Consider the following 26,648-nt stretch of genomic DNA (forward strand, 5'->3'; position numbering starts at 1 on the left):
CAAACCCAGCCGTATGCCGCTGAGCCCACTCACCGGCATACGGCTGGGTCGTTCTGTGGCTGGCCTCGAGATGCCCTCGAGGCCAGCACTCAGTCGGAGCGGCCGGCCTCCAGGGCCGTGATGATCCTCGGCCGCAGGTCCCTGGCCTCGATGACCTCGTCCACCGAGCCGACGGCGACCGCACGATGGATGCTGTGCACGCTGTCGAACTCCGACGCGACCTCACCGAGCTTCTCGGCACGCACCGTGGCGCGCAGCTCCGCGAGCTCGGTGGCGAGCCGGGCCCGCTCCACCCCGTCCGCGGCATCGACCCGGGCCGCGAGCCCGGTCACCCGAGGGTCGGCGGCGGTCCGTGCGTCGACGTCCCGCGAGAAGACGACTGCGGCTGCCGGTGCTCCGCCGATGACGGAGGCGAAGGACCCCTCGATCGCGAGGACGGTCATGTGCGGGTTGAGGGCCTTGGAGAAGACGACGAAGGCGCCACCGTGGTAGCGGGAGACGACCGTGAAGACGATCGGCCCCTCGAAGTTGACGATGGCGCGCCCGATCTCCGCGCCGTACTCCAGCTGGAGGTTGCGCATCGACTCCGGCGACCCGTCGAAGCCGGAGAGGTTGGCGAGGATGACCACGGGCCGGTTACCGCTGGCGGCGTTGATCGCGCGGGCCACCTTCTTCGACGACCGGGGGAAGAGCGTCCCGGCGGTGTAGGTGTCGGGCCCGTCGGTGGGCGGGAAGCCGCGCCGTGGGACGGACTTCGACTCGATGCCGATGAGGCACACGGGGATCCCACCGAGGTGGGCATCCTGGACGACTGCGGTCTCGGCATCAGCCATGCCCGCCCACCGCTCGAGCGTCGCGTGGTCCCGGTCGGCGAGCGCGCGCATCAGCGTGCGGATGTCGAAGGGCTTCTTGCGGTCGGGGTTCTTGTCGGCCGAGAAGATGTCGCCGACGGTGGTGAAGCCGGAGTCGGGCATCGAGTGCGGGTAGGTGGTGACGTCCCGATCGGCGGGGTCGCTCGTCGCGACGCGGCGTGGACCGTGCTCGCCCGGAGCCACATAGGCATGGTCGTAGTGCGCCATGAGGATCTCCCGGGCCGCCGCGAGGTCCTTGGCCCAGTACTGTGCCTGACCGTTCGGGCCCATGACCCGGTCATAGCCGCCGATGCCGAAGTTGTCCTCGGCTGAGACGCCGCCGGAGAAGTCGAGGGACTGCTTTCCCGTGAGCACCATCGCGCTGTCCGGGGTCATGACGAGGATGCCCTTGGTGTGCATGAGCATCGTCGCCTCGGCGTTCCAGTAGGGCTGGGCGCCGACGTTGATGCCGGCCACGACGATGTTGATCTCGCCGCCGGCCTGGGTGAACTCGATGATCCGCTTGAGCGCTCGGGCGACCCAGTCCATGTTCTCGGTCCCGGAGTCCATCGAGATCCGGGCTCCCGCAGACAGGGAGTACCACTCGACGGGGATCCGTCGCTCCTCGGCGAGGTCGAGGGCGGCGATGACGCGAGCGCACTCGGCCTCGGCGACCGAGCCGAGCGAACGGAGGGGGTCGCCGCTGAGCACGACCCGCTGCACACCTTCGGGGTGGCGCCCCGTCGGTGACGTGACGACCGCGACGATGATGCCGGCCTTGTTGAGGCCCAGCGGGCGGTCGACCGCCACGAGCCGTCCGGTGTCGTCGAGGTCGTGCTCTGCGACCGTCCCGCCCTCACCGGCGATCATGCCCTGGAGCTCGTAGGGGTAGACGAGACCGCGGCGGCGGGCACGGACGACCTTGGAGGCGTAGTCGTCGAGCGGCTTGAGGGGCTCGCTGGGTGGCTGGCCCACGGTGCCGACGACACCGGACCCCGGCTGGTAGGAGAAGCGCCCGGCGATGGTGAGCGGTCCCTCCTCGGGGTCGAGCACGACCCGGGCCTGGACGAGCACCTCCTCGATGCCTGCGCCGGCCGTGAGCGGGGCGATCTTGGCCTGGAGCGCGGTGAGCTGGTCGAGGTCGGCCTCGATGACCGGCCAGATGGTGACCCAGACGTAGTTCATGTCGAGCCGTGACCCGGCCGAGCCTCGGGACTCCCGCACTCGGCGGACGGCGTCCAGACAGTTGGCGATGGCGCGCTCGGCCTGCGGCACACCCGTGACCCGTCCGTTGTTGTCTCTCACGACGACGAGCTGGCGGACCTGGGCGGTGGCGACGAGGCGACGGTCGTCGGGGTTGTCGCGTGCGACGCACTCATAGACGAAGACGTCCTCGGGAGCCTCGAGTCGGGTGACGTCGAAGTCGCGCAGCCGCCAGAGCTGGAGGCGCCGGCCGACCATCGGGTGCACGCCGCGCACGAGACGGTCCTCGACGAGGTCCTCGCCGTGGGGGCGGAAGGTGAAGTAGCCGACGGGCTGGTCGGGGGAGCCCGTCACTGCCACCGCCACGCGGCGCACGTCGTTGGTCCAGTCGAGAGCCTTGAGGCGCGCAGCCAGGGCGGCGCTCAGCTCCTCGGGGTCGGCGGGCTGGTCGCGCCACCGCAGGTAGAGGTCGACGACGGCGTCGTGCCCCTCGGCGCGGCTCCACACGTCGTTGCCGACCGACACCGTCAGGTCGCTGCCCGGTGTCAGCTCCGCGACGTCCCCGATGGTCGAGGTGAGGTGGGTGGGCCGGTCGTCCAAGGTGTAGTCGGCGACGGCGAAGGGCCGGCCGAGCGCGTGGAACCGGTGCGGGCCGTGCAGCTCGTGCTCGTGGTAGTGCCGCTTGACGAGCACCTCGATCATCGGCTCGTGGTGCGGGATGTCGTCGTCGGCCCGGTCGAGTCGCTCGGCGAGGAAGCGCACGATCTGCTCGGGGATCGACGCGAGCTCGTCGATGCCCGCGGTGTACTCCCTGCTGATGTCCTCGGGGCCCGCCTCGCCGTGGTCTCCGACCAGCTCGGCCTCGGCAACCAGGGCATCGAGCCGGTCCCGCACTCCCGCGAGCACGCTCTGCCGCTCGGCGTCCACGAGTGGCTGCTCGAACCAGCGGAAGCGGACGCTTCGGGCGAGGTCGCCGACGACGGGAAAGCGCAGCTGGGTCGCGAGAACCAGCCGGTCGAGCATCTCTCGGGCGGCGGCGTCGTGGGGCGGTGTCGGGGCCGGCTCGCCGAGCCAGCGTTGGAGCAATGACGTGGCCAGGGCGACCTCGGGAGACGTCCGCTGCTGGGCGAGGAACACCCGGAAGACGGCCTCCTCCAGGTCCGGCGTCCGGTCGAGCTCGGTCACGCCGTAGTGCCTCAGCACCCGGGCGAGCTTGTCGCGGAAGGCCGCTGGCAGACCGGCGCGGTCGGCGTCCAGGCTCTGCAGGTAGGTGTGGAAGTGCTCCTTGGGGGTGTGCACCAGCAGCTCGGTGTGCCGCTCCTCCTCCGCCGGCCGGTTGCGGCTCAGCTCGGCGAAGTCGGCGACGAGCTCGAGGAGGAAGATCTCGTCGGCGATCGGGCGCTGCCCGGCTGCCGCGGCCTCGTCCCGCGCCGACACGTAGGCGCTGAGGCTGCGGTGGGTGCCGTTGTCGTCGTTGTCGAAGCCGAGGACTCCCGCGGAGAGCTCGGACACCCCGCGCGCGATCCGGTCGCTGAGCGTCTCGTCGTCCACCGTGCAGTCGGGCAGCTCGAGGTCGACCGCGGCGCCCGGAGCCTCTGCGGCGCCCGCCTCCTCCTCGTCCCCGGTCGGCTCGAGCCGGACGAGGGCGGCGCCGGTCTCGACCTGTCCACCCACGCCGACGAGGATCTCCTTGACCCGGGCGGCGAAGGGTGCTGCCAGCACCGTCTCCATCTTCATCGACTCGAGGACGAGGACCGGAGCGCCGGCCGCCACCTCGGCGCCGACCTCGACTGGCGTCGCGACGACGAGCGCGGGGGCGGGGGACCGCAGCACCCCACCCTCGTCCCGGGACACCCGGTGGGTCACCCCGTCGACCTCGACGAGGAGGACCGGGCCGTGCAGGGCCGTGATGAGGCGGTGGTTGCGTCCACCGATGACGATGCGGCTCTGGTAGTCGTCGATCCGGTCGAGCTGGGCCTCGACCACCTGTCCGTCGTCTCCGACGGCGCCGGTGCCGATCGCGACCCGGTAGCGATGCGGGGCGATCCGCAGCACGTTGACCTTGTGGACGGTGCCGCGCAGCTTGAGGTCCACGCCGCGGCCGACCTGGTGGTGCACCTGCGGGCGGCCGCCCCGAGCGGTCTCGAAGAGGCGGGCCCGCTCGATGGCCTCGGCCTCCTCGTAGGCCTCGATGCCGGCCGCGACCAGGGCGATCCCGGAATGGCGCTGGGAGACGAGGCGCCCCTCGCCGCGCACGCGGTCGATCCACCCGGTGTCGGCCCACACGGTGTCGGCCCACCCGGGGGCTCCGCCCCCGGGGACAACCGGACGTCCGGTGACCTCGGGCTGCTCGAGCAGGTCGAGGATGAAGCTCTTGTTCGTGGCCCCGCCCTCGATGACGACCGTCGTCTCGGCCATCGCGCGGCGCAGTCGCGCCAGCGCCTCGTCGCGGTTGCGGCCGTAGGCGATGATCTTCGCGATCATCGAGTCGAAGTCCGCCGGGATCGAGTCACCCTCACCGACACCGGTGTCCACCCGGATCCCGGGACCGGAAGGGAAGTCGAGCAGCGCGATCCGCCCCGGGGACGGCGCGAAGTCCCGGTCGGGGTCCTCCGCGTTGAGGCGCGCCTCGATGGCGTGGCCCCGCTCGACCGGCCGCTCACCCTCCAGCCGCCCTCCGTCGGCGACATGGATCTGGAGCTTGACGAGGTCGGTGTCGGTCGTCACCTCGGTGATCGGGTGCTCGACCTGCAGGCGGGTGTTGACCTCGAGGAAGGCGAAGAACTTCTCGCCCGGGTGGTAGAGGAACTCGACCGTGCCGGCGCCCGCGTAGCCCACCGCGACCGCGAGGCGTTCCGCTGCGGCCCGCACCTCGCCGGCCTCGTCGGCCGACAGGACGGGTGACGCCGACTCCTCGATGACCTTCTGGTTGCGCCGCTGCACCGTGCAGTCCCGGACGCCGACGGCCCAGGCCGCGCCCTGGCCGTCCGCGATGACCTGGACCTCGATGTGGCGGGCCCCGGTGACGAGCTTCTCGAGGAAGACGACACCCGAGCCGAACGCCCGGGCAGCCTCGTCGCGGGTGCGCTCGTACGCCTCGGTCAGGTCGGCGTCCGACTCGACCTTGCGGATCCCCCGGCCACCACCACCGGCGGTCGCCTTGAGCATCAGCGGGTAGCCGATGCGGGCCGCCGCCTCCTTCGCCTCCTCGAGCGTGTCGACGCCGCCGCGTGACCAGGGCGCCACCGGGACGCCCACCTCCTCGGCGATGAGCTTGGAGCCGATCTTGTCGCCGAGCTTGCGCATCGCGTCGGCGCTGGGACCGATGAAGACGACCCCGATCCGCTCGCACAGCTCGGCGAAGGCGGGGTCCTCCGCGACGAAGCCCCAGCCGACCCAGGCTGCATCGGCCCCCGACTCGACGAGCGCACGCTCGAGCACGGCGTGGTCGATGTAGGGGCGGTTCGCGGCCGGGCCGAGGTCGTAGGCGTGGTCGCTCTCGCGGACGAACATCGCCCGCCGCTCACCTTCCGTGTGCAGCGCGATCGTCTCGATGCGGTGGCCACCGGGGCCGGACTCGGCGTTGAGGTCGCGGACGGCGTGGATGAGCCGCATGGCGGCCTCACCACGGTTGACGATCGCGATGCGCGAGATCATGGAGCGGTTCTCCTTCGGTCACCCGGTCGGGCAGTGACGCGACACACGTCACAGCGCAGCCTTGCACTCGCAGCAGGTTACGGGCGAGTGCACTCCCTGACCATCGCGGGTCGGGAAGAGAGATCCTGCCGCTCACCACCCCTGCGGGACGTCGACTCCGTGCGCGCGCAGGACGGTCCGGACCGTCGCGGCATGGCGGTTCCGGTAGACGAGCGATGCCGTCGGCTCTGCGTCGACCGGTGAGTCGATCCGGTCCCACCACGGTTGGTCGTACCGAGGGTCCGGGCGTACCTCCGTGTCGACTCCCCGGCTCCGGAGCTCATCGGCGATCCGGGCCACGTCAGCGACGGACGCGCTCCAGACGAAGCTCGTCTCCATCGCGGCCCACCGCCGGCGGTCGGCGACGAGGACGATCACGACCGGGAGGAGGGCGAGGGACGAGCCCCACCAGCCGGGCAGGTCGATCGCCCGGACGAGGAGAACGCCCGCGATGCCGGCAGCAGCGCACAGGCCGAGGAGGGCGGACCAGCCAGCGAGGTTGAGCTGCGCGGTGCGCAGCCAGGGACGCCGGGGGGAACGGCCCTCGCGCAACGGCGCGTACTCGCCGAACCCTCGGCCGCTCCTGCTCGGTGGCATGCGCACAGCGTGCCACTCGGGTCGATCGATGTCAGGCTGAGGTGTCAGGCGGAGCTGACCGGCAGGACCGGACTCCAGGGGAGCTGGTCGGCGAGGATCATGCTGCTGCTCGGCCTTCCGTAACGGGCCAGGCGGTCGATGAGCTCCTCGAAGGTGTCCATCGACGTCGTCGCGACGACGAGGACCGAGCAGCCTTGGCCCGTCACCCGGTAGAGCTGTTGCACCTCGGGCCACGAGGCGACGTCGGGATCACGGAGCAGGCACGTCGGCCCATAGCAGTCCATGACGACGACGGCCCGCACCGGGCGCCCCACCCGCTCGAGGGCGACCTGCGCGTGGTACCCGGCGATGACGCCGGCGTCCTCCAGACGCCGCACGCGGTCCGCGACCGCGGGCGCTGACAGCTTGACCCGACGGGAGAGCTCGTTGAAGGACAGCCGGGCATCCGCCTGGAGCTCGGAGAGGATGTGCCAGTCGACGCGGTCCACGGGACCCATCATGACCGAGTCCGGCCGACACCCGACGGGTTGTCGGGTTCGCCGGGTTCGCCGGGTCGGCCGGGTTTGCCGGGTCGGCCGGGTCGGCCGGGTCGGCCGCCGGGTCGGCCGGGTCGGCCAGGTCGTCGACCGCGGGCAGCCGTGGATCAGGCTGCGGGACGTCCGATGCGCACGCGCCAGACCTCGGGACCCTCCTCGAGGTAGTCCCAGGTGAACTGGTCCTTGTACTCGGCGTCGAACTGGTCGTAGAGCGGCTTCGGGTCGTGGTCGTTGACGAGCTCGAAACCGGTGCCCGGCGTCAGCGCGTGGTACGAGTCGAGGATGAGGGTGTGCCGGCGGGCAGGCGGCTCGGAGCGGACGTCGAGCTGGGCGTCGGTGGTCATGCGGGCTCCTTGAATAAACACGGAATGTGCCGTAACAAACATCGGTAGCGTACCCCACCGCCGGCCGACGTTGCGATCGTGACCCGAAGGGCCGGATCAGGCCATGAAGACAAGGCGACCACGCCCAGACCGGGCCCATCGCGCCTTCCGAGCCCAGCGGCATACGGACACGATGTGCGCATGCACGACGACTCCCCCTTCCGCACCATCTTCGAGCCCTTCCGGATCCACTCCGTCGAGCCGTTGACCATGACGACCCGGGCCGAGCGCCGCGGCCATCTCCAGGCGGCCGGCCACAACCTCTTCCAGCTGCGTGCCGAGCACGTCCTCATCGACCTGCTCACCGACTCCGGCACGGGCGCGATGAGCCGTGACCAGTGGGCCGCGATCCAGCACGGCGACGAGTCCTACGCCGGCTCACCCTCGTACTACGTCTTCGTCGATGCGGTCCGCGAGCTGTTCCCGTTCGAGCACGTCATCCCCGTCCACCAGGGACGCGCGGCCGAGAAGATCCTCTTCTCCGCCCTCGGCGGACCCGGCAAGGTCGTCCCCAACAACACCCACTTCGACACGACGCGCGCCAACGTCGAGGCGACCGGGGCGCGAGCCGTCGACCTCGTGATCCCCGAGGGGCGCGACGCGGCGAGCGACCACCCGTTCAAGGGCAACATGGACGTGGCCGCCCTCGAGTCGCTCCTCGCCGAGCACGCCGACGACGTGCCCTGCGTCATGGTGACGATCACCAACAACAGCGGGGGCGGCCAGCCGGTCTCCCTCGCCAACCTCCACGCCGTCCGCGAGGTGTGCGACCGCTTCGGCAAGCCGCTCTTCCTCGACGCGTGCCGGTTCGCCGAGAACGCGTGGTTCATCCGGGAGCGCGAGGAGGGCCAGGGCGATCGCGAGGTGGCCGACATCGTCCGCGAGGTCGCCGGCCTCGCCGACGGCATGACGATGAGCGCCAAGAAGGACCCCATGGGCAACATCGGCGGCTGGCTCGCCATGAACGACGACGAGCTGGCCCAGGCGTGCCGCAACACGCTCATCCTCACGGAGGGGTTCCCGACCTACGGTGGCCTGGCCGGGCGCGATCTCGAGGCGCTGGCCCAGGGTCTGCGTGAGGTGGTGCAGCACGACTACCTGCGCTACCGGATCCGCTCGACCGCCTACCTCGGGGACGCGCTCGTCAGGCTCGGCGTGCCGGTCCTGACCCCGATCGGCGGCCACGCCGTCTACATCGACGCCAGGGCGCTCGCCCCTCACCTCTCGCCGCTGGAGTACCCGGGCCAGGCGGTCGCCGTGGCGCTCTACGAGCTCGGTGGGATCAGGTCGTGCGAGATCGGGACGGTGATGTTCGGCCGCCAGCCGGACGGGTCCGAGCGCCCGGCGTCGATGGACCTCGTGCGGCTCGCGATCCCCCGCCGCACCTACACGCAGAGCCACATCGACTACGTCATCGAGGTGTGCGAGCGACTCGGGGCGGTCGCCGACTCGCTGCCCGGCTACCGGATCAGCTCGGAACCGCCGGCGCTGCGCCACTTCACGGCGACCTTCGAGCCGCTCACCTGAGCGGCTCGACCCGGCGGACGGCAAGCCGAAGGGGCCCGGTGTGGTGTGGCGACGCCCGGGCCCCTCGGTCAACTGGTTGTCAGGCGCCTGCGAGCGCCGGCTCGGACCTCCCTTCCTCCAGGGCGGCCACGGCCGCGAGCGGTTCGAAGCGTGAGGTGAAGAAGCGGAGCGTCGGCGGCTCGTAGACGAACGTCAGGCCGCGGATCTCCCGGCGCCGTCGGAAGACCCGGATGACCGACTCGGCGACGACGTCCATGTGGGAGTTCGTGTAGACGCGCCGCGGGATCGTGAGCCGGACGAGCTCGAGCTTGGGGTGCCGGTGGTTGCCGTCGGCGTCCCGACCGGCGGAGACGATGCCGCGCTCCATGCTGCGGACCCCGGAGTCGAGGAAGATCTCGGCAGCGAGCGCCTGGGCGGGGAGGTCGTCCTGCGAGAGGTGGTCGAGGAAGGCGGCTGCGTCGATGAAGACGGCGTGCCCCCCGATCGGCTCGACGATCGGCACGCCGGCCTCCTGGAGCCGCTCCCCGAGGTAGCGGACCTGGCCGATGCGGTGGGTGAGGTAGTCGTCGTCGAGCGCCTCCCTGAGCCCGACGGCCATGGCGTCGAGGTCACGACCGGCCAGGCCGCCGTAGGTCGGCATGCCCTCGTAGACGACGACGAGCTCGCGTGACTTGGTGAGGATGCGCTCGTCCCGCATCGCGAGGAAGCCGCCGATGTTGACGAGGCAGTCCTTCTTGCCGGACATCGTGATGCCGTCGAAGTGGGAGAGCATCTCCTTGGCGATGTCGGCCACCCGGCGGTCGCCGTAGCCGTCCTCGCGCTCCTTGATGAACCAGGCGTTCTCGGCGAGGCGGGTCGCATCGGACCACATGATGATCCCGTGGCGGTCACAGATCTCGCGGACGGCGCGGATGTTGGCCATCGAGACCGGCTGGCCGCCGGCCATGTTCACGGTCACGGCGACGTTGATGTAGGCGATCTGGTCGGCGCCGACCTCGTCGATGAGGGTCTGGAGCTTGTCGAGGTCGACGTTGCCCTTGAACGGGTGCCGGGAGCTCGGGTCGTGGGCCTCGTCGATGATGACGTCGTGGAAGGTGCCGCCGGCCAGCTCCTGGTGGACCCGCGTCGTCGTGAAGTACATGTTGCCGGGGACGTGCTGCCCCGGTGTGATGAGGATCTTGGAGATGAGGTGCTCGGCCCCGCGGCCCTGGTGCGTCGGGCAGACGTAGGGGAACCCGTAGTTCTCGCGCACCGACTCGACGAGGTGGTCGAACGACCGGGCACCGGCATAGGCCTCGTCACCCAGCATCATCGCGCTCCACTGGCGGTCGCTCATCGCTGAGGTGCCCGAGTCGGTGAGCAGGTCGATGTAGACGTCGTCGCTGCGCAGCAGGAAGGTGTTGTATCCCGCTGCCCGGATCGCGTCCTCGCGCTGCTCGCGGGTCGTCATGGTGATCGGCTCGACCATCTTGATCCGGTAAGGCTCGGCAATGGCTGGCATGGGTGGCGCCCTCTCTGTGGGGGACCGGCTCGGAGCCGGGTCGTCTGCCGCCACTGTGAGCCCATCAGGATTCGATGCGCAATCGGTCCACCAATCGCTGATCACACTGCCCATTCTGATCACCCAAAGAGGCATTTGGAGGAGCAGATTGCCTACATGCTGCTCAGCGCACGAGAGCACGGTCGCGAGCGATGACGGCCGCCTCGGTGCGCCCGGCAGCCCCGAGCTTGGCGAGGAGGTTGGACACGTGGACGCTGACCGTCTTCGTGCTGATGTAGAGCTGCTTGCCGATCTGGCCGTTGGACAGGCCGCGGGCGACCAGAGCCAGCACCTCCAGCTCGCGCGGGGTGAGCTCGACCGGTCCGCCCGAGGCTCCGGGGTGGGGCGACAGGGCGTCGATCTCGCGGAGGAGCGGTGCGGCGCGAAGCCGAGCCGCCACCTCTCGTGCCTCCGTTGCGAAGCGGCGCGACTCGGCGTCGTGACCAGCCGCGTGCAGGGCGGCGGCGAGCCGGGCGCGGGAGCGGGCTCCCTCGAAGACATGACCGAGCCGGTCGAACGCCTCGACCGCCCGAACCCAGGCGCCGACCATGTCCGCGGCCGGCGGGGCCTCGTCCTGACCCAGCGCCCAGGTCAGCCGGAACCGCTCGGCGCGGAGTCGCGTCGCCCACGCCCACGTCTCCGTGCTCGACTCGCGCAGCACGTCGATGTCGGCCGGGTCCCACTCGGGCCCCGCGGTCTTGCGGATGGTCTTCGCCACGAGCCTGTCGGCCCTCGCCTGCAGCTCGTCGACTGCTCGCACGGCCCGCTCCCGCAGCTCCGCCTCGGCCCGTGGACCGAGCGCGGCGACCTGACCGGCCAGGAGGGCCGCCATCCGCACGCTCGCGTGGTAGGTGCCCCACACCTTGTCGAGCGCCTGCGCCGCCTCACAGGTCAGCTCGACCATGCCGACGAGGTCACCGCTGTCGCCGAGCAGGTCGATGCCGGGCATGACGGTCAGGACCACGGCCAGCCCGTCGACGTACCACCACTCCCGCAGGGCGGGCAGCCGGCTGCCGGCGACGACCTCGCCGCGGCCGACGGGGACGGTGAGCGCCGCCGCCTCGAAGAGCGCACGCGCCGGCTGCGGTGTCACCTTGGAGGCCAGCCCCAGGCGGCTCGCGACAGAGTCCCACTCGCCCAGCTCGTAGGCGGTCAACCCGCTCAGCAGACGGCAGTCCAGCCCCCACGGCGCCCACTGCAGGTGGAGTCGCCGCGCGATGCGGGTGCCCTCGTCGTAGTGCGCCAAGGCGCCGCGCAGGTCTCCACGGCGGTGCGCGACCGCCGCGAGCTGGTGGGCCAGGCGCAGCTGGATGGGGTTGTCCGTCCCCTTGACGTCCTCGAGCAACCCCCGGAGATACGCCTCGACGGCGTCGAGATCCTGCTGTGCCTCGATGACCCGGGTCAGGATCGTCCGGATCTCGAGCAGGGACTCGCCCATCCCCAGCCGCTCCGCCATCGCCATGACCTCGTCCCCGGTGCGGACGGCGGCGACGAGGTCGCCCGCGTCGACGAGCTGCTGGACGTGCGCAATGAGCACGAGCACCCGCCGCGGGGTCTCGTCCGGGTGAAGGAGGGCCACGGCCTGCGCGGTCAGCTCGAGGCCCTCGACCGGGAGGTCGAGCATCCGGGAGAGCGTCGCGTAGCGGGCGAGCAGCTCAGCCCGGACCTCCGGCCGCTGTCGGGGCCCGGGGTTGTCGATGGCGTCCCTGAGCAACCGCACGGCCCGCAGGATGTCGCCGGTGGCCGTGGCGGCCTCCGAGGCCCGGATCGTCACGTCGTCACCCTCGGGGTCGTCCTCCTCCAGCCAGCCGAGCGCCTGCTCGAAGTGGAAGAGGGCGTCCTGCGGCCCGCCGACCTCCATGGCGGCCTCGGCCGCGGCGCGACTGGCCGCCACCGCGGCAGGGAGGTCTCCGCTGGCGGCGGCGTGCCGCGCCAGCTCCGACGCGGGAGCCAGGTCTGGGCACTCAGCGAGCACAGCGGCATACCTCTTGTGGAGCCGGAGCCGCTCGCCGGGGAGGAGCGCCTCCGCTGCCGTCTCGCCGAGCAGGGCGTGACGGAAGGTGTAGGCGGGCGGCCACTTCGTCTCGAGCACGTGGTGCTCGACCGCCTGGGCGATCGCCGCCTCCAGATCCGGCTCGGGCAGGGCCATGATCCGGGCCAGCAGCTCGTGCCCGATGAACCGGCCCCCCTTGAGGGACACCGCGCGCACGACGCTCTGGGCTGTCTCGTCGAGGCGTTCGATGCGGGCCCGGAGGACCCGGCCCAGCCCCCCGCTCACCTGGTGACCGGCGACCGCGCTCGCTGCGAGCTCTTCAGCGAAGAACGGGTTGCCCTCCGCCCGTCGGGTGATCTCCCGCAGCGTGCGCTCGTCGTCGGGCACGCCCTCGATGCCCTCGACGATCTCGTCCACGGCGGCGTCGGAGAGGGGAGCCAGGCTGACATGGGCCACGTGGGGGATGCGATCCCACACGGCGAGGGTCTCGTGGAGCGGGTGCTGGCGGTGCAGGTCGTCGGACCGGTAGCTCGCGACGAGGCCGACGGGAGTCGTGAAGGCGCGGGTCAGCAGGAGGGTGAGCAGGTCACGGGACGAGTGGTCGGCCCAGTGGACGTCCTCGATGACGACCAGGGTGGGTTGCTTCGCCCCGAGCGCGGTGAGCAGCGCATGGACCGACTCGGCGACGAGGCCGGGGCTGGCCTCCTTCGCCGAGTCGGTGCTGCCCGGGGTGTCGCCGTCCCTGCGTGGGAGGAGCCGGGATAGGCTCGGGTGGGAGCCGAGCACCTGGGTGACGACATCGGGCGCCATGGTGTCGAGCAGGCCGATGAGCTCCACGAACGGGAGGTACGCGAGAGCGCTACCGGCCTGCCCGACACAGTGGCCGGTGACGGTGAGCCAACCGGCCCGGCTCGCGTCCGAGGTCAGCTGCATCAGCAGGCGCGACTTACCGATGCCAGCATCCCCGGAGACGATGGCCACGCCGCCGCGGGAGGCATCGGGCGAGTCGACGACTCCGACGGCTCCCGCGAGGCGGGCCAGCTCCGAGTCGCGGCCGACCATGGCACCGGTGGTGAACGGCATACGCCGGATTATCCGGTATGGGTCGGACCACGTCTCGGGGGTTTCGGGGACGGTGGAGGTGGCAGCGGTCGGTGCGCTCTTGACGGTGTCCACGAGAGAGCTCCGTGTGCAGCTCGGGCCGCGAGACGGTTGGGGGCCCGGGCCAGGGTCAGTACGCCCGGGCCGGCGTGGCCACGCGGGTGCCCTCGTCACGGCGCCGGCGGTGGGCGCGCGCCTCGACGGAGAGCGACGGTGCCGGCCGGCGCCGCCACGTGCGGCGGGGGCCCGGCTCGTACCGAGCCTGCAGCTCCGCCTTCATGAACTCTGGGGTGATCAAGGTGATGGAGGTGGTCATGATGTTCCCTGTCGTCGTCCGCTCGTTTCTGACCTCCCCAGAGTCGGCTCGTGAGGTAGTCGCCCACATCGGGCGAGATCCCTATCTCCGCCCCCGACGTCCACGGCCCGCCTACCTCAGGTGGCTGGGTCCTTGGGCGGCGGGTACCTCAGACGGCGGGGTACCTCAGACGGCTGCCTGGGTCGCTGTGACCTGGCGGACACCGGCTTGCTTTAGGTAAGGCTTACCTATTCAATGTTGCGCGTGACTGCGGTGGTCGAGACGGCGTCGCGGGTGTCCTCCGGGCTCCCGTGGCTGCGCGACCTCGCGGACCGCGGGCAGGCCCGGGCCGTCGTCACCCAGCAGGGCACGGTCACCTACGCCGAGCTGGCGCGCCGGGTCGACGCCGTCGCCGGCGCGCTCGGCACCGCGCGCCGACTCGTCCTCGTCGAGGGTGGCAACCAGCTGGAGAGCCTCGTCGGCTACCTCGGTGCCCTCGCGGGCGGCCACGTGGTGCTCCTGGTCCCGAGCGAGAGCGAGCCCGCCCGCGTGACGATGCGGGCGGCCTACGAGCCGGATGCCGTCATCGCCGCGGACGGCACGATCACGCTGCTGCGCGACACGTCGACCCACGAGCTGCATCCTGACCTCGCCCTGCTGCTCAGCACGAGCGGCTCCACCGGCTCCCCGAAGCTCGTGCGGCTCTCGTGGGAGAACCTCGAGGCCAATGCCGACCAGATCGCGACCTACCTCGGCATTCGCGAGAACGACTGCGCCGCGACGACGTTGCCGCTCCACTACTGCTACGGACTCTCGGTGGTGCACAGTCATCTCAGCCGGGGCGCGAGCATCGCCCTGACCGACCTGTCGGTCGTCGACGAGTGCTTCTGGCAACTGTTCCGCCACGCGGGCGCCACCACGCTGGCCGGGGTCCCCTACACCTTCGAGCTGCTCGAGCGGGTCGGCTTCGAGTCGATGGACCTGCCGACCCTGCGCTACGTCACGCAGGCCGGCGGCCGGCTCGAGCCGGACCGGGTCCGGCACTGGGCGCGGGTGGGACGGACGCGGGGCTGGGACCTCTTCGTCATGTACGGCGCCACCGAGGCGACGGCGCGCATGGCGTACCTGCCCCCCCACCTCACGCTCGAGCACGCAGCGAGCATCGGCGTGCCGGTCCCCGGGGGGTCCTTCGAGGTCGTCGACGGCGAGCTCGTCTACTCCGGACCGAACGTCATGCTCGGCTATGCGGAGTCGCCGGCGGACCTCGCCCTCCCGCGCACCATCGACCGGCTCCGCACGGGCGACCTGGGGCACCTGACGGAGTCCGGCCTCTACGAGGTGACGGGCCGGAGGAGCAGGTTCACGAAGGTGCTCGGTCACCGCATCGACCTCGATCGCATCGAGGCCGGCCTGCGGGCCGGCGGCTACGACGTGCGCTGCGCCGGCCGTGAGGGCCTCCTCGGGGTCGCCGTGCGCGAGTCGGCGCGCGGCGCCCGGGCGGTGGACCACGGCGCGGTCCGGCGCCTGACGAGCAGGCTCAGCGGAGCGCCGGTCTCGGCCGTGCGGGTGGTCGGCGTTGCGGAGCACGCCACCCTCTCGAACGGCAAGACGGACTACCACGAGGTGCTCGCGCTCGTCGACTCCAGTGCTCCGGTCGACGAGAGAGCCTCCGGCCCCGCGACCTCCGTCGCTGCCCTCTACGCAGCAGCGTTGGGCCGCGCTGACGTCGCCGCGTCGTCGACGTTCGTGTCCCTGGGAGGGGACTCCCTGTCCTATGTCGAGGTCTCGATCCGCCTGGAGGAGCTGCTCGGGACCCTGCCGCCCGCCTGGCACGTCACGTCGGTCGAGGTCCTCCAGCAGGTGGCGACGGGCCGATCCGCTGCGGTCGGCGACGCCTCACCGGGTGGACCGGCCGACGGCGGGGCCGCATCGTCCACACGGCCGTGGAGCCGCCGCCGCCCTGGCCGGACCGTCGAGACGAACGTCTGGCTGCGGGCAGTCGCGATCGTCCTCATCGTCGGGACCCATGCCGATCTCTTCGCCCTGCAGGGAACCGCGCATGCGCTGCTCGTCCTCGTGGGCTTCAACGTCGTGCGCTTCGCCCTCGCCTCGGAGCGTGCGCGAGTCCGGGTGCGGGCCCTGGCCAGGGGGGCCGCGCGCGTCGTCCTGCCCACGGTGGCAGTGATCGTCCCGGCGCACCTCGTCGGCGGTTACTACGAGCCGCGCAACCTCTTGCTCGCCAACTGGCTGCTGGGCGAGGAGCGACTCGGTCCGCCGTGGCGGTTCTGGTTCATCGAGGCGCTCGTCGTCGCCCTCGTCGTCGCCATGGCACTCGTGGCGCTGCCGGCGTTCGCACGGGCGGAGCGGCGCTGGCGTTTCGGCCTGCCGCTGGCGCTGACGGCCGCCGCCTTCACCCTGCGTCTTCCGCTCTACCCGTTACCGGGGCCACGCATGCAGGGCTCGGCGCTCGTCGTCCTGTTCCTCTTCTTCCTCGGGTGGAGCATCGCCCGTGCGGGGACGCGCCGCGAGCAGTGGATCGTCACTGCCGTCGCCGTGCTCAGCGTCGGCACCTTCTCCGGCAACCCGGCCCGGGACGGGCTCTCGCTCGCCTTCGTGCTGCTGCTCATCTGGAAGCCGCTCTCGCGGATCCCGAGTTGGCTCGTCCCGGCGGTCCAGGTGCTCGCCGCGAGCTCCTTGTACGTCTACGTCATCCACTGGCAGGTGCTCGAGCACCTCTGGGGAGCGCCCATCCCCGCGTTCCTCGGCTCGCTCGCGGTCGGTGTCGGCTACTGGTGGCTCTGGACCAAGGGCGCTCCCGCTGCCCGCCGCGCGCTGACGGCTGCCGCGAACGCGCGTTTGGCGCCGTGTCAGCAGCACCCCGGTGATGCAGAGCGCCCCACCGAGGAAGGTCAGCGCCGGTGGAACCTCTCCGAGCAGGACCCAGGCGACCAGGGTCGCGATGAACGGCACGAGGAAGGTCGTCAGCGTCAACCGGCCCGCGTCGCGGCGCGCCAGGACGAAGGCCCACAGGGAGAAGGCGACGGCAGTCGGGAAGATGCCCAGGTAGGCGATCCACAGGAGTGAGCTCGGGTCGGCCTCGCGCACGACGGTGACGAGCTCGCCCGACCACGGCAACAAGGTCACCACGCCGATGACGCACGCGAGGAACGTCACCTCGGGTCCGGGCAGCCGCCGGAGGAGCGGCTTCTGAGCCAGCACGCCGATCGCGTAGGTGACTGCTGCGGCCACGGCGAGCCAGACACCCAACCGGTCGCCGGACCCGCCGTTGGCGAAGCCGCGGGCGATGATGACGACGCCACCGAAGCCGATCACCATTCCGACGAGCAGCCACGGAGTCATGCGCTCGCCGAGGAAGACCGTGGCGAGCAGCGCGACGATGATCGGGCCGATCTGGACGAGCAGCGCGGCCGTGCCGGCGTCGATGCGGCGTTCGGCGTCGTTGAGGGCGAGGTTGTAGATGCCGAACCACGCCACGCCACAGAGGATGAGCAGGCCCCAGTCGCCGGGGCGCGGCCACGTGGGCGGCCGCCGGAAGACGAGGACGCCGAGGGCGAGGGTCGCGACGAGGAGTCGGCCCAGGGACAGGGCTCCGGGCGGGACGTCATGGCCCAGGTGTCGGATTGCGACGAAGGCCGACGCCCAGAGGACCAGCGTGATGCCCATGGCCGCGAGGACGACCCAGGTCGGGGCGCGGCTCGGGGTGGTCGGCAGCGGGGCGGAGCGGCCGGCGTCCGCGGTCTCGGTGGAGGACGAGCGTGCGGGCATGGTCATGGCACGACCGTAGGCATCGCGCGCGCCGGCGTCGTCCGAGTTTTCGCGACCGCGCCCGGCGACGCGGAGCAGGTGCCGGAGGACGGCGCGACGGTGGAGCCGGTCCGGACGCTGAGGTCGCGAAGGAGCCTCTCGTCGTCACGGTCGGGTCCGGACCCACCCGGGCGCCAGCCCGGCGTCGTGGAGGAACGCCGGTGCTGCGCCTGGAGGGCGACGACCAGAAGGCCGAGGAACACGAGGGGGATCAGGGAACGCATGGCAGAAATATGTCGCACGATCAATTCCGGCCACGAGTGGCAGAACCGACGATGTTCGCCAGATTCCTGCCACGTGTGTCAGACTCGCTGCATGTTGCGCTCGGTCGCCGTGATCCTCGAGGAGCCCGTCGCGCCGTTCGAGCTCGCCGTCCTCTGCGAGGTCTTCGGCATCGACCGGACCGAGGACGGTGTCCCCTCTTTCGACTTCCGGGTGTGTGCCGCTGACCCGACCCGAGTCCTCGCGACCAAGACCGGGATGGGTGTGGTCGCCACCCACTCCCTCGACGCAGCGCGGGACGCGGATCTCGTTGCCGTCCCGGGCGGCTCGGTGAACGGCCCGTCCCGCCCAGAGGTGCTCGAGATCCTCCGGGAGGCGGTCGACCGCGGCGCGCGCGTGCTCTCCGTCTGCAGCGGCGCCTTCTGGCTGGCCGAGGCCGGGCTCCTCGACGGCCGTGACTGTGCCACGCACTGGAAGTACGCGAACCTCCTCGCCACCCGGTTCCCCAGAGCGAGGGTCGACCTCGACGCCCTCTACGTGGACGACGGTCCGGTCCTGACTAGCGCCGGGACGGCTGCCGGGATCGACGCCTGTCTCTACCTCGTCGGTCAGGAGCTCGGCACCGACGTGGCCAACCGCATCGCGCGCCGCATGGTCGTGTCCCCGCACCGTGCGGGGGGCCAGCGCCAGTTCGTCGAGTCGCCGATGCCGGCCGAGCCGTCGGACGGCCTGCAGGGGCTGCTCGACTGGCTGCTCGAGCACCTCGACGAGGAGCACTCGATCCCGAGCCTCGCGGCGCGGGTGACGATGTCGGAGCGGACCTTTGCCCGGCGGTTCAGCCAGGAGGTCGGCACGACGCCGCACAAGTGGCTGACCGCCCAGCGCGTGCTGCGGGCGCGGCGGCTCCTCGAGACGACCACCCTCGACGTCGAGGGGATCGCCCGGGCCTGCGGCTTCGCGACCGCAGCCCTGTTGCGCACCCACTTCCAGAGGGAGGTCGGCCTGGCCCCCCTCCAGTACCGCAGGACCTTCGCCGGCCACGGGGCGCGGTCACCGTCCGGGCAGCCGCCGTGGAAGGCCTCGAGTGAACAGTCGATCGTGCTATCTACCGACGTATTGGCAGCACACTAGACGGGCATAGAACTCGTCATCGCCGGTTCCGTCGGTGGATCGCGGCGCTGAGCACGGTTGCGAAGCCGCACCACACGGCGTAGGGCACCAGGGCTCGGCCGGCCACCGGTTGGACGGCTGCCGCGCGCCGCGCCAGGTGGGCGCCGCTGGCCGTCAGGGCGGCAGCCTCGACGGCGGCGACACCCGGGCTCCGGCCCCTCCAGAAGATGACACTCCACCCCGCGTTGAGCACGAGGTTGCCCGCGAGCGCCGCCAGGAAGCGGTCCCGGGGTGATCCGGTCCTCGCCTCCGCCGGCTCTGCAGAACGGTCCAGCTCGGTGAGCACGGCCGCGGCGCTCGCGGCGATGTCGGCGTAGAGCAGGGTCCAGACGATGGGGAAGGCGGCCTTCGGCGGTTGCCACGCGGGCAGGTCGAGGTTGCGATACCAGCGCGAGTTGGGCTGGGTGGCAAGCGATCCCACCAGAGCCGTAGCTGTGACAGCACCAGCCGTGAGGGCGAGGTTGCGCAGGGCCGTGTCAGGAGGCGTCCCGTCCATGGCCCGCCGGACAGCCTCGTCGAAGCCGGTGAGGCCGGTCGGCACGGCGACGAGGTCGAGCAGGTCCGACTCCTTGGCGACGACCTCGTGGACGAGGCTGCCGACGAGAGGCTTGGCGATCCCGGCGCCGATCGGCGTGACCAGGCCGACCCAGTGGCTGGCGAGGCGGGGGGTCAGGACCGGGACGGTGACGACGAGTCGGCGCCGCAGGCCGGTCACGGCCGCGAACCGCTGGATCATCTCCCGGTAGGTCAGCACCTCCGGCCCCCCGATGTCGAAGGTCTGGTTGACGTCGGCCGGCAGGTCGGCGGCGCCGACGAGCAGCGTGACGACGTCGTCGACGGCGATCGGCTGGATCCTGTTGTCCAGCCACTTGGGAGCGACCATCGCGGGCAGGCGGGTGGCCAGGTAGCGCAGCATGTCGAAGGACACGGACCCGTCCCCGACGACGACGGCGGCCTGGAGGACCGCGGTGGGCACCCCGGAGTCGAGGAGGATGCGGCCGACCTCGACGCGGGACGCGAGGTGGGGCGAGAGCTCCTCGTCGTCCGGGTGGAGCCCGCCGAGGTAGACGATGCGCTGCACTCCCGCCGCGCGCGCCGCAGCGCCGAAGGCAGCAGCCGCCGCCCGGTCGCGCCTGGCGAAGCCGGGCTCGTCATCCATCGAGTGGACGAGGTAGTACGCAGCCCGTATGCCGCTGAGCGCCGTCTCGAGGCCGCCCCGGTCCGCGACGTCCCCCACGACGATGTCGACATCCCGAGCCCACGGCTGGCTGTCGAGCGAACCGGCCCGTCTGGTCAGGACGCGGATCTGCCAGCCCTCGGCGAGGAGCCGGGGAACCAGCTGTCCCCCGATGTAGCCGGAGGCGCCGGTGACGAGGACGGTCCGGTCGCTCGGCTGGTCGGGGGACTGGCCGGGGGACCGGTCGGAGGACTGGCCGGGGGACTGGTCGGCGGGGCTGGCCGCGGGGCTGGCGGTCATGGTTCACCTCACGAGGTCGAGGACGGGTGGGAGGAGCAGGAGCATTCCGGCCGACCACGTGATGTGGGTGATGACCGGTCCGAGGATCCCCCCGGTGACGCGGCGCTGCAGGGCGGTGACGAGGCCCACCACGGCCGCGGCGAGCACGAGCAGGGGGATGCCGCTGCCGACCGTCGTCAGCGCGTAGAGGACCGTGGTGACGGCGACGGCGTGCTTCGGGAGGGCCGCATAGAGGGCGCCGCGGAAGTACAGCTCCTCCGCCACGCCGTTGAGGACCGTGATCCCGAGCACCACGGGGAGGGAGCCGAAGCGGGCGTGGTCGAGCAGGTCGTCGACGGGTTCGCGCAGCACCGGGACCCGGGCCACGACGAGGGCACCGACGAGGAACACGGCGAGGAGCAGGCCGCCCAGGGCCAGCGACTGGACGACCGGGCGCTGCCGGGCACCCCGGCGGGTGTGGCCGAGCCCCAGCCGCAGGCGACCGGAGAGCACCGCACCCAGCGCCCACACGGCCGCCAGGGCCAGGGTCGCAGCGTAGAAGAGGGCGTCGCCGGGGCGGATCCGCAGCGCCCACGCGAGGACAGCGGCTCCGATGACGAGGCTGACGGCGACGACGAGCCGCCGTCGGAGCAGGGCCGCGGGAGGATCCGGTTGTGGGGCCGCGACGGGCCGCACCAGCGCCGCGTCGATGAACGCCCGCAGCTCGGCCACCGGGCCTCGCACCACGTCACCTCCTGGACAGCTCGTAGCGGGTCAGGGCTTCCCTGCGCTCGGCGTCGTGGTCGACCACACGGCGGGGATACCCATGGTCGTACCCATTCGGGCGGTCCCACGGCTCGTGCACTGCGGGACCCTCGAGGTGCCTCAGCTCGGGCACCCATCGCCGCACGTACTCCCCGTCGGGGTCGAAGCGGTGCGCCTGTCGCACCGGGTTGAGCACCCGGAAGTAGGGCGCGGCGTCGGTCCCGGTGCCGGCCACCCACTGCCAGCCGTGGCTGTTCGAGGCGATGTCGCCGTCGAGCAGGTGGTCGAGGAAGTGCCGCGCGCCGACCGGCCATCGGACGTGGAGGTCCTTGGTCAGGAAGCTCGCCGTGATCATCCGCAGGCGGTTGTGCATCCACCCCTCACCGAGGAGCTGGCGCATCCCGGCGTCGACGATCGGGTAGCCGGTCCGGCCCTGCCGCCAGGCGTCGACGAGCCGATCCGTCTCGGGGTCGGAGTCGTAGGGCATCCGGCTGAGCTCGGGCCGCAGGTCCTGCCACGCCGACTCGGGCCGGTGCCAGAGGACGTCGGCATAGAACTCCCGCCAGGCCAGCTCCGTGACGAACGTGCCCGCGCCCGTGGTCCTGCCGTCGGGGTGGCTGGCGATGTCGGCGAGCAGGGTCCGAGGGTGGATCTCGCCGTACTTCAACGGGATCGACATCCGGCTGGTGACGTCGAGGTCGGGGCGGTCGCGGTCGTGGCCGTAGCCGGCCAGACGGCCGTCGGCGAGGAAGTCGAGCCACCGCTGCCGCGCCGACACCTCGCCGGCCAGGCCGACCGAGCTGACTCCGGCGACCGCCGGCAGCGCGACTCCGTCGACGTCTCCGTCGAACCACGGGATCCGCAGCGGGGGGACGGCCGGCGGCGGGGACCCGCGGTCGCGCCAGGCCCGGGCGAACGGGGTGAAGACGCGGTAGGGCGCCCCGGCCTGCGTGACGAGGAGACCGGGCCCAGCGGCATACGGCGTCCCGGTCGCGACGAGGCGACGACCCTCGGCTCCCAGCGCCGCCTCGACCGCAGCATCCCGCCGGCGCCCGAAGGGCGTCGTCTCCCGCGTCACGTGGACGGTCCCGGCGCCGACCTCACGGGCGAGCGCGGGGACGACCTCGACCGGGTCGCCGGTGCGGACGACGAGGCGTCCCTCGAGGGACTCGGCGAGCGCCCGGACCGAGGCGACGAGACGCCGTGACCGGGGTCGGTGAGCCGTCAGGAGGCGGGGGTCGAGGACGAAGACGGGGAGCACCGACGCCCCGGCGTCCAGCGCGGCGAGCAGCGCCGGGTGGTCCGACAACCGCAGGTCCCGCCGGAACCAGAGCACCGAGACCGTCACGCCCGCGCACCTCGTGAGGTGAGGGCCGTCCACACTCTCCCGGGGACGATGCGGGCCACACCCGCCGCCAGGGCCATCCGCTTGGGGAACACGATGTTCTCGTGCCCACGCTCGAGCCCGTCAGCGATGCTCCGCCCCGCCTCGTCGGCCTCGATGAGGAACGGCATCGGGAAGTCGTTGACCGAGGTCATCTCGGTGCGGACGAACCCCGGAGCGACCGTCGTGACTTGGACTCCCTTGGGCGACAGGGAGGCCCGTAGTCCTTCGAGCAGGTTCAGCTGCGCCGCCTTGGTGGCGCCGTAGGCCTCCGACCCGGCCAGCCCGCGGTAGCCGGCCACGGAGGCGATGCCCACGACGTGGCCGCGGTGCTGCGCGACGAACCCGGGCACCACGGCCCCGAGCACGTTGTTCAGGCCGAGCAGGTTGACCTCGACGTGGCGGGCGAAGACGTCACGGTCCCACGCCGCGGCGTCGAACTGCTTCCAGTAGCCGGCGCTGTGGACCACGATGTCGAGGCCGGCGAGGCGCTCGCGGACGGCTGCTGCCGCCGCGTCGACGGCGGCCGAGTCGGTGACGTCGACCGGCACGGTCGTCATGGCACCCGCGGAGACGTCCTCCAGCTCGGCGGTCCGCCGCCCGCTGATGGCGACGTCGGCGCCGCGGCGGACGAGCTCCCGGGCCAGCTCCGCCCCGATCCCGCTCGATGCACCGACGACCCAGACCTTCTGCCCCGCGAGCGGTGCCCTCATGTCGCGTCCCGGGCAGCGTCGGCGTGCCCGGCGACGCCACGCAGACCGGGTCCCTGCCGCTCGAGCCGGATCTGGGCCACGTCGAGGTAGCCGGACGCGAAACCCGCCTCGCAGTAGGCGAGGTAGAACTCCCACTTGCGCCGGAACGTCTCGTCGAAGCCCAGGCGCTGGACCTCGGGCCACTGCTCGACGAAGGTGGCGCGCCAGCGCCGCAGGGTCTCGGCGTAGTCGTGGCCGAAGCCGTGGACACCCGTCACCCGCAGCTGGGTCTCGCGGCCCGTGACGTCGCGGATGGCGCGCAGGCTGGGAATGAGGCCGCCGGGGAAGATGTGCTTCTGGATCCAGCCGTAGGAGCGACGGGTGACGAGGTAGCGGTCGTGGGACATGAGGATGGCCTGGATGGCGACCGTCCCGCCGGGCGCGAGGAGGCCCTCGATCGCTCGGAAGTAGGTGGGCCAGTACTCCTCGCCGACGGCCTCGATCATCTCCACGGACACGATCGCGTCGTAGCTGCCGCGCGCCTCGCGGTAGTCCTCGAGGCGGATGTCGACGCGGTCGCCGACGCCGGCTGCGTCGGCGCGCTGACGCGCGAGCGCGGCCTGCTCCCGCGAGAGCGTCAGGGTCGTCACCCGGGCGCCTCGCTGCGCAGCCTCGATGGCCAGCGTCCCCCAGCCCGTGCCGATCTCGAGGAGCTGGGTGCCCTCGCCGACGCAGGCCTCGTCGAGGATAGCGCGCACCTTGCGCAGCTGGGCGTCCTCGAGGGTCTGGTCCTCGAGCGGGATGGTCCGGTCGAAGAGGGCGGAGCTGTAGGTGAGTGTCTCGTCGAGGAAGGCGGCGAAGAGCTCGTTGGACAGGTCGTAGTGCGCCTCGATGTTCCGCCGGGACCCGGTGAGCGTGTTGCGTTGGTCGCGCGGGATGGCGCGGTCGACGACCTGCCGGAGGGCGACCCAGTGGCGCGGGATCGCCGTCGTGAGACGCTCGGCGAAGGGTCGGAGCACGTCCGCGAGGTCGGTCCCCGGCGCGGCGCGCCAGTCCCCGGCCATGTAGGCCTCCCCGATCCCGATCTTCGGGTGGTGGGCGAGGCGCTCGAAGAAGTCGGAGGGTCGGCGCAGCTCGACCGCGGGCCGTATGCCGCTGGGCTCGCTCCCGCTCGCGGGTGCCCTCCGCAGCGGAGTGCCGTCCGGGAGGAGGACGTCGACGGGAACGCGGTCGAGGACCTGCTCGAAGATCGTGCGGGCCAGCTTGGCCTGCAGCCGGATCGGCGCGAGCGTGGGAAGGACGGGCTGGGGCTGGATCGTGGTCATCGGACTGCCTCCTCCAGGCGGTTTGGTCGGGGTACCACGGGCAGGCGCCGCAACCACAGTCGCACACCGTGCCACCGGATCAGGGCCGTGACGCGGTGGGTCATCAGCGCGTGCCGGGCCGCGGTCGAGACGAGGGCCCGGCCACTCGCCGGTGTCGGGGTGCCCGTCACCGCCGCGTCGAGAACCGTGTGGCCGTCCCTGGTCAGTCGGATCGCCACGGCGACGCGCTGCTCGTCGAGGATGAGACGCACCTCGTACGAGCCGGAGACGTCGTTGAACGGGGAGACGTAGAAGGCCTTGTCGACGACGGCGCGCCCGTCGTCGTCGACGTCGACGAGGTAGGCGTGCCTGCCTCGGTAGGTGTTGTGCACCTCCAGGACAGCCGCCACGAGCCGGCCGTCGGGGGCCAGGCACCAGAAGACGGTGAGCGGGTCGAAGACGTGGCCGAGGGAGCGCGCGTGCGCCAGCATGAGGACTCGGGCCCGGGCCGGGAGCGCGACGCCGCGCGCGGCGAGGAACCGGTCGAGGTCGCCGCGGATCCCCCCGCCCAGCCGCCCGCCGTCGAGGTGGTCGGCCGGCTCGAAGCGGGCGAGCAGGGAGAGCGGCCACGGCAGGCGCGGCAGGGCGTCGAGGTCCACCAGCCACTGGTAGTGCCGGTGTCGGAAGCGGTGCGTCAACGGCGTCCGGCGCGTGTGCGTGACGACCCCCTCGACGAGGCTCGGAACTGCTGGCGGGGCGATGGTGGTGCTCACCAGGAGGCTCCGAACGACTCTGCCGCCTCGACGCCGGAGCGGCAGCCGTCCTCGTGGAAGCCCCAGCCGAGGTGGGCCCCGGCGAAGGCCAGGCGCTCACCCCCGGCGGAGCGCAGCCGGCCCGCGGCGGCGACCGCCTCACTCGTGAAGATCGGGTGCTCGTAGGACATGTCGGCCGTGACCGCCGCGGGGTCCACGTGGGTGCCGGGGTCCAGGGTGACGACGTGGTCCTCGGTGCCGTCGAGGCCCTGCAGACGGTTCATCCAGTAGCTGACCGTGACCTGGGGGCTCGGCGCGTCGCAGGAGCGCATCCGGTAGTTCCACGCGGCCCGGGCCTGCCGGGCCCGCGGCAGCACCGACGAGTCCCGGTGGAGCCAGACGGTGTTGCGGGAGTACCGGATGGCCGCGAGGTCCTCCTTCTCCTGCGGGGTGGCATCCGCGAGCAGGTCCAGGGCCTGGTTGGCGTGGGTGGCGACGACGACCCGGTCGAAACGCTCGGGGGCGGCGTCGCCGACGCGCACGTCGACGCCGTCGTCGTGGCGCTCGACCGCGGTGACGGGGGCTGAGCGGCGCACGTCGGGCAGCCGGGAGACGAGGCGGTCGACGTAGGTGGCCGACCCGCCGACGACGGTGCGCCACTGGGGCGAGCCGCTCACCGTGAGCATGCCGTGGTGGTCGAGGAACTGGAAGAGGTGACGCGCCGGGTACGTCGCGGCGTCGAGGTCGCCGCACGACCAGACCGTCGCGACGAGGGGGATGGCGAAGTGGCGCACGAAGTAGCGGGAGAAGCCGCCGTCGCGCAGGAACTCGCCCCACGTCGGCTCCGTCGAGGGGTCGGCGAGGAGCCGTCGGGCCGCCCGGTGGAACCGGGGGACCTCGGTGAGCAGCCGCACATACCGCGGGTCCGCGGCGCGCCACGGCTGGGCGAGGATGCCCGGGAGGCCTCGGCCGCCGGCGTAGGAGAGACCGCACCCCTCGCATGTGATGCTCATGCTCATCTCGGTGGGGCGGGTCTCGACGTCGAGCTCGTGGAAGAGCCGGAGCAGGTGGGGGTAGGTGCGCTCGTTGTGGACGATGAACCCGCTGTCGACCCGGAGCGGGCTCTGGCCGGCCGGGCCGGTGGCGGGGACGGTGTGGGTGTGCGCGTGCCCGCCGACCCGCTGGTCCGCCTCGAAGAGGGTGACTGCGTGACTGCGGGCGAGGACGTGGGCCGCGGTCAGGCCGGCGACGCCTGATCCGACGACGGCGACCGTCGGCTGCCGGTTCTCGTTCATGGGGGTCTCCCTCAGGTGCTCGTGGAGGTGGGGTTCCCCTCACGTGTGACTCAATGTAAAG

General features: G+C 71.9%; 18 protein-coding genes and 2 pseudogenes. 4 read left to right on the forward strand and 16 right to left on the reverse strand.

Annotation, left to right across the window (positions count from 1 at the left end; genetic code table 11):
• Positions 1–89 precede the first annotated feature (89 nt).
• From ABWV20_RS08910 to ABWV20_RS08925, 4 genes are all read right to left on the reverse strand, one after another.
• Positions 90–5,711, reverse strand: a complete 5,622-nt coding sequence (locus ABWV20_RS08910; protein ID WP_353354675.1) for an ATP-binding protein — start codon at positions 5,709–5,711, stop codon at positions 90–92.
• A gap of 132 nt (positions 5,712–5,843) precedes the next feature.
• On the reverse strand, positions 5,844–6,347 hold the full coding sequence (locus tag ABWV20_RS08915) for a hypothetical protein (RefSeq protein ID WP_353354676.1): 504 nt from the start codon (positions 6,345–6,347) through the stop codon (positions 5,844–5,846).
• Positions 6,348–6,391: 44 nt separating this feature from the next.
• On the reverse strand, positions 6,392–6,844 hold the full coding sequence (locus ABWV20_RS08920) for an Lrp/AsnC family transcriptional regulator (RefSeq protein ID WP_353354849.1): 453 nt from the start codon (positions 6,842–6,844) through the stop codon (positions 6,392–6,394).
• 146 nt (positions 6,845–6,990) lie between these two features.
• Positions 6,991–7,227: a DUF2249 domain-containing protein gene (locus tag ABWV20_RS08925; RefSeq protein WP_353354677.1), complete on the reverse strand. Its 237-nt coding sequence runs from the start codon at positions 7,225–7,227 to the stop codon at positions 6,991–6,993.
• 180 nt (positions 7,228–7,407) lie between these two features.
• Between ABWV20_RS08925 and ABWV20_RS08930 the strand changes: the two genes are divergently transcribed.
• Positions 7,408–8,793, forward strand: a complete 1,386-nt coding sequence (locus ABWV20_RS08930) for a tryptophanase (protein WP_353354679.1) — start codon at positions 7,408–7,410, stop codon at positions 8,791–8,793.
• A 79-nt stretch (positions 8,794–8,872) separates the two neighbouring features.
• On the opposite strand, the gene ABWV20_RS08935 is transcribed toward ABWV20_RS08930, so the two are convergent.
• The 3 genes from ABWV20_RS08935 to ABWV20_RS08945 form a co-directional block, all read right to left on the reverse strand.
• The gene (locus tag ABWV20_RS08935; RefSeq protein ID WP_353354680.1) at positions 8,873–10,294 is read right to left on the reverse strand and encodes a tyrosine phenol-lyase; all 1,422 of its coding nucleotides are present in this window, start codon (positions 10,292–10,294) and stop codon (positions 8,873–8,875) included.
• A gap of 163 nt (positions 10,295–10,457) precedes the next feature.
• Complete coding sequence (locus tag ABWV20_RS08940; RefSeq protein WP_353354681.1) at positions 10,458–13,409, reverse strand: helix-turn-helix transcriptional regulator; 2,952 nt, start codon at positions 13,407–13,409, stop codon at positions 10,458–10,460.
• Between the two features lie 148 nt (positions 13,410–13,557).
• Positions 13,558–13,743 carry a hypothetical protein gene (locus tag ABWV20_RS08945; protein ID WP_353354683.1) on the reverse strand — a complete coding sequence of 62 codons (186 nt, stop codon included), beginning with the start codon at positions 13,741–13,743 and terminating at the stop codon, positions 13,558–13,560.
• Positions 13,744–13,977: 234 nt separating this feature from the next.
• On the opposite strand from ABWV20_RS08945, the pseudogene ABWV20_RS08950 reads away from it, so the two are divergent.
• Positions 13,978–16,506 (forward strand): annotated as a pseudogene (locus ABWV20_RS08950) (AMP-binding protein); the annotation flags it as partial.
• A 141-nt stretch (positions 16,507–16,647) separates the two neighbouring features.
• Here ABWV20_RS08950 and ABWV20_RS08955 read toward each other — a convergent pair.
• Positions 16,648–17,406: pseudogene (locus ABWV20_RS08955) on the reverse strand (DMT family transporter); the annotation flags it as partial.
• Between ABWV20_RS08955 and ABWV20_RS08960 the strand changes: the two are divergent.
• Positions 17,405–17,527, forward strand: coding sequence for a hypothetical protein (locus ABWV20_RS08960; RefSeq protein WP_353354859.1), 123 nt, complete (start codon positions 17,405–17,407; stop codon positions 17,525–17,527). The pseudogene ABWV20_RS08955 and the gene ABWV20_RS08960 overlap by 2 nt on opposite strands.
• On the opposite strand, the gene ABWV20_RS08965 is transcribed toward ABWV20_RS08960, so the two are convergent.
• Positions 17,511–17,771 carry a hypothetical protein gene (locus tag ABWV20_RS08965; RefSeq protein WP_353354684.1) on the reverse strand — a complete coding sequence of 87 codons (261 nt, stop codon included), beginning with the start codon at positions 17,769–17,771 and terminating at the stop codon, positions 17,511–17,513. The genes ABWV20_RS08960 and ABWV20_RS08965 overlap by 17 nt on opposite strands.
• Positions 17,772–17,862: 91 nt before the next feature.
• Here ABWV20_RS08965 and ABWV20_RS08970 point away from each other — a divergent pair, with 91 nt between their 5' ends.
• Complete coding sequence (locus ABWV20_RS08970) at positions 17,863–18,900, forward strand: GlxA family transcriptional regulator (RefSeq protein WP_353354685.1); 1,038 nt, start codon at positions 17,863–17,865, stop codon at positions 18,898–18,900.
• Positions 18,901–18,916: 16 nt separating this feature from the next.
• On the opposite strand, the gene ABWV20_RS08975 is transcribed toward ABWV20_RS08970, so the two are convergent.
• From ABWV20_RS08975 to ABWV20_RS09005, 7 genes are read right to left on the reverse strand one after another with little or no spacing between them, the layout of a single operon-like run.
• Entirely contained in the window at positions 18,917–20,416 is a 1,500-nt protein-coding gene (locus ABWV20_RS08975) for a tryptophan-rich sensory protein (RefSeq protein WP_353354687.1), read from the reverse strand.
• 3 nt (positions 20,417–20,419) lie between these two features.
• Positions 20,420–21,139 (reverse strand): CPBP family intramembrane glutamic endopeptidase, encoded by a 720-nt coding sequence (locus ABWV20_RS08980; protein ID WP_353354851.1) that lies wholly within the window; start codon positions 21,137–21,139, stop codon positions 20,420–20,422.
• Positions 21,140–21,143: 4 nt separating this feature from the next.
• Positions 21,144–22,508 carry a cryptochrome/photolyase family protein gene (locus ABWV20_RS08985; protein WP_353354688.1) on the reverse strand — a complete coding sequence of 455 codons (1,365 nt, stop codon included), beginning with the start codon at positions 22,506–22,508 and terminating at the stop codon, positions 21,144–21,146.
• On the reverse strand, positions 22,505–23,257 hold the full coding sequence (locus ABWV20_RS08990) for an SDR family NAD(P)-dependent oxidoreductase (RefSeq protein WP_353354690.1): 753 nt from the start codon (positions 23,255–23,257) through the stop codon (positions 22,505–22,507). The genes ABWV20_RS08985 and ABWV20_RS08990 overlap by 4 nt, the downstream gene beginning before the upstream one ends.
• Entirely contained in the window at positions 23,254–24,561 is a 1,308-nt protein-coding gene (locus tag ABWV20_RS08995) for a class I SAM-dependent methyltransferase (RefSeq protein ID WP_353354691.1), read from the reverse strand. The genes ABWV20_RS08990 and ABWV20_RS08995 overlap by 4 nt, the downstream gene beginning before the upstream one ends.
• Positions 24,558–25,313, reverse strand: coding sequence for a DUF1365 domain-containing protein (locus ABWV20_RS09000; protein WP_353354693.1), 756 nt, complete (start codon positions 25,311–25,313; stop codon positions 24,558–24,560). Before ABWV20_RS09000 ends, ABWV20_RS08995 begins: the two co-directional genes overlap by 4 nt.
• Positions 25,310–26,587 (reverse strand): NAD(P)/FAD-dependent oxidoreductase, encoded by a 1,278-nt coding sequence (locus tag ABWV20_RS09005; RefSeq protein ID WP_353354694.1) that lies wholly within the window; start codon positions 26,585–26,587, stop codon positions 25,310–25,312. The genes ABWV20_RS09000 and ABWV20_RS09005 overlap by 4 nt, the downstream gene beginning before the upstream one ends.
• Positions 26,588–26,648 lie beyond the last annotated feature (61 nt).

The organism is Intrasporangium sp. DVR (assembly GCF_040365325.1).
GTDB lineage: Bacteria > Actinomycetota > Actinomycetes > Actinomycetales > Dermatophilaceae > Intrasporangium.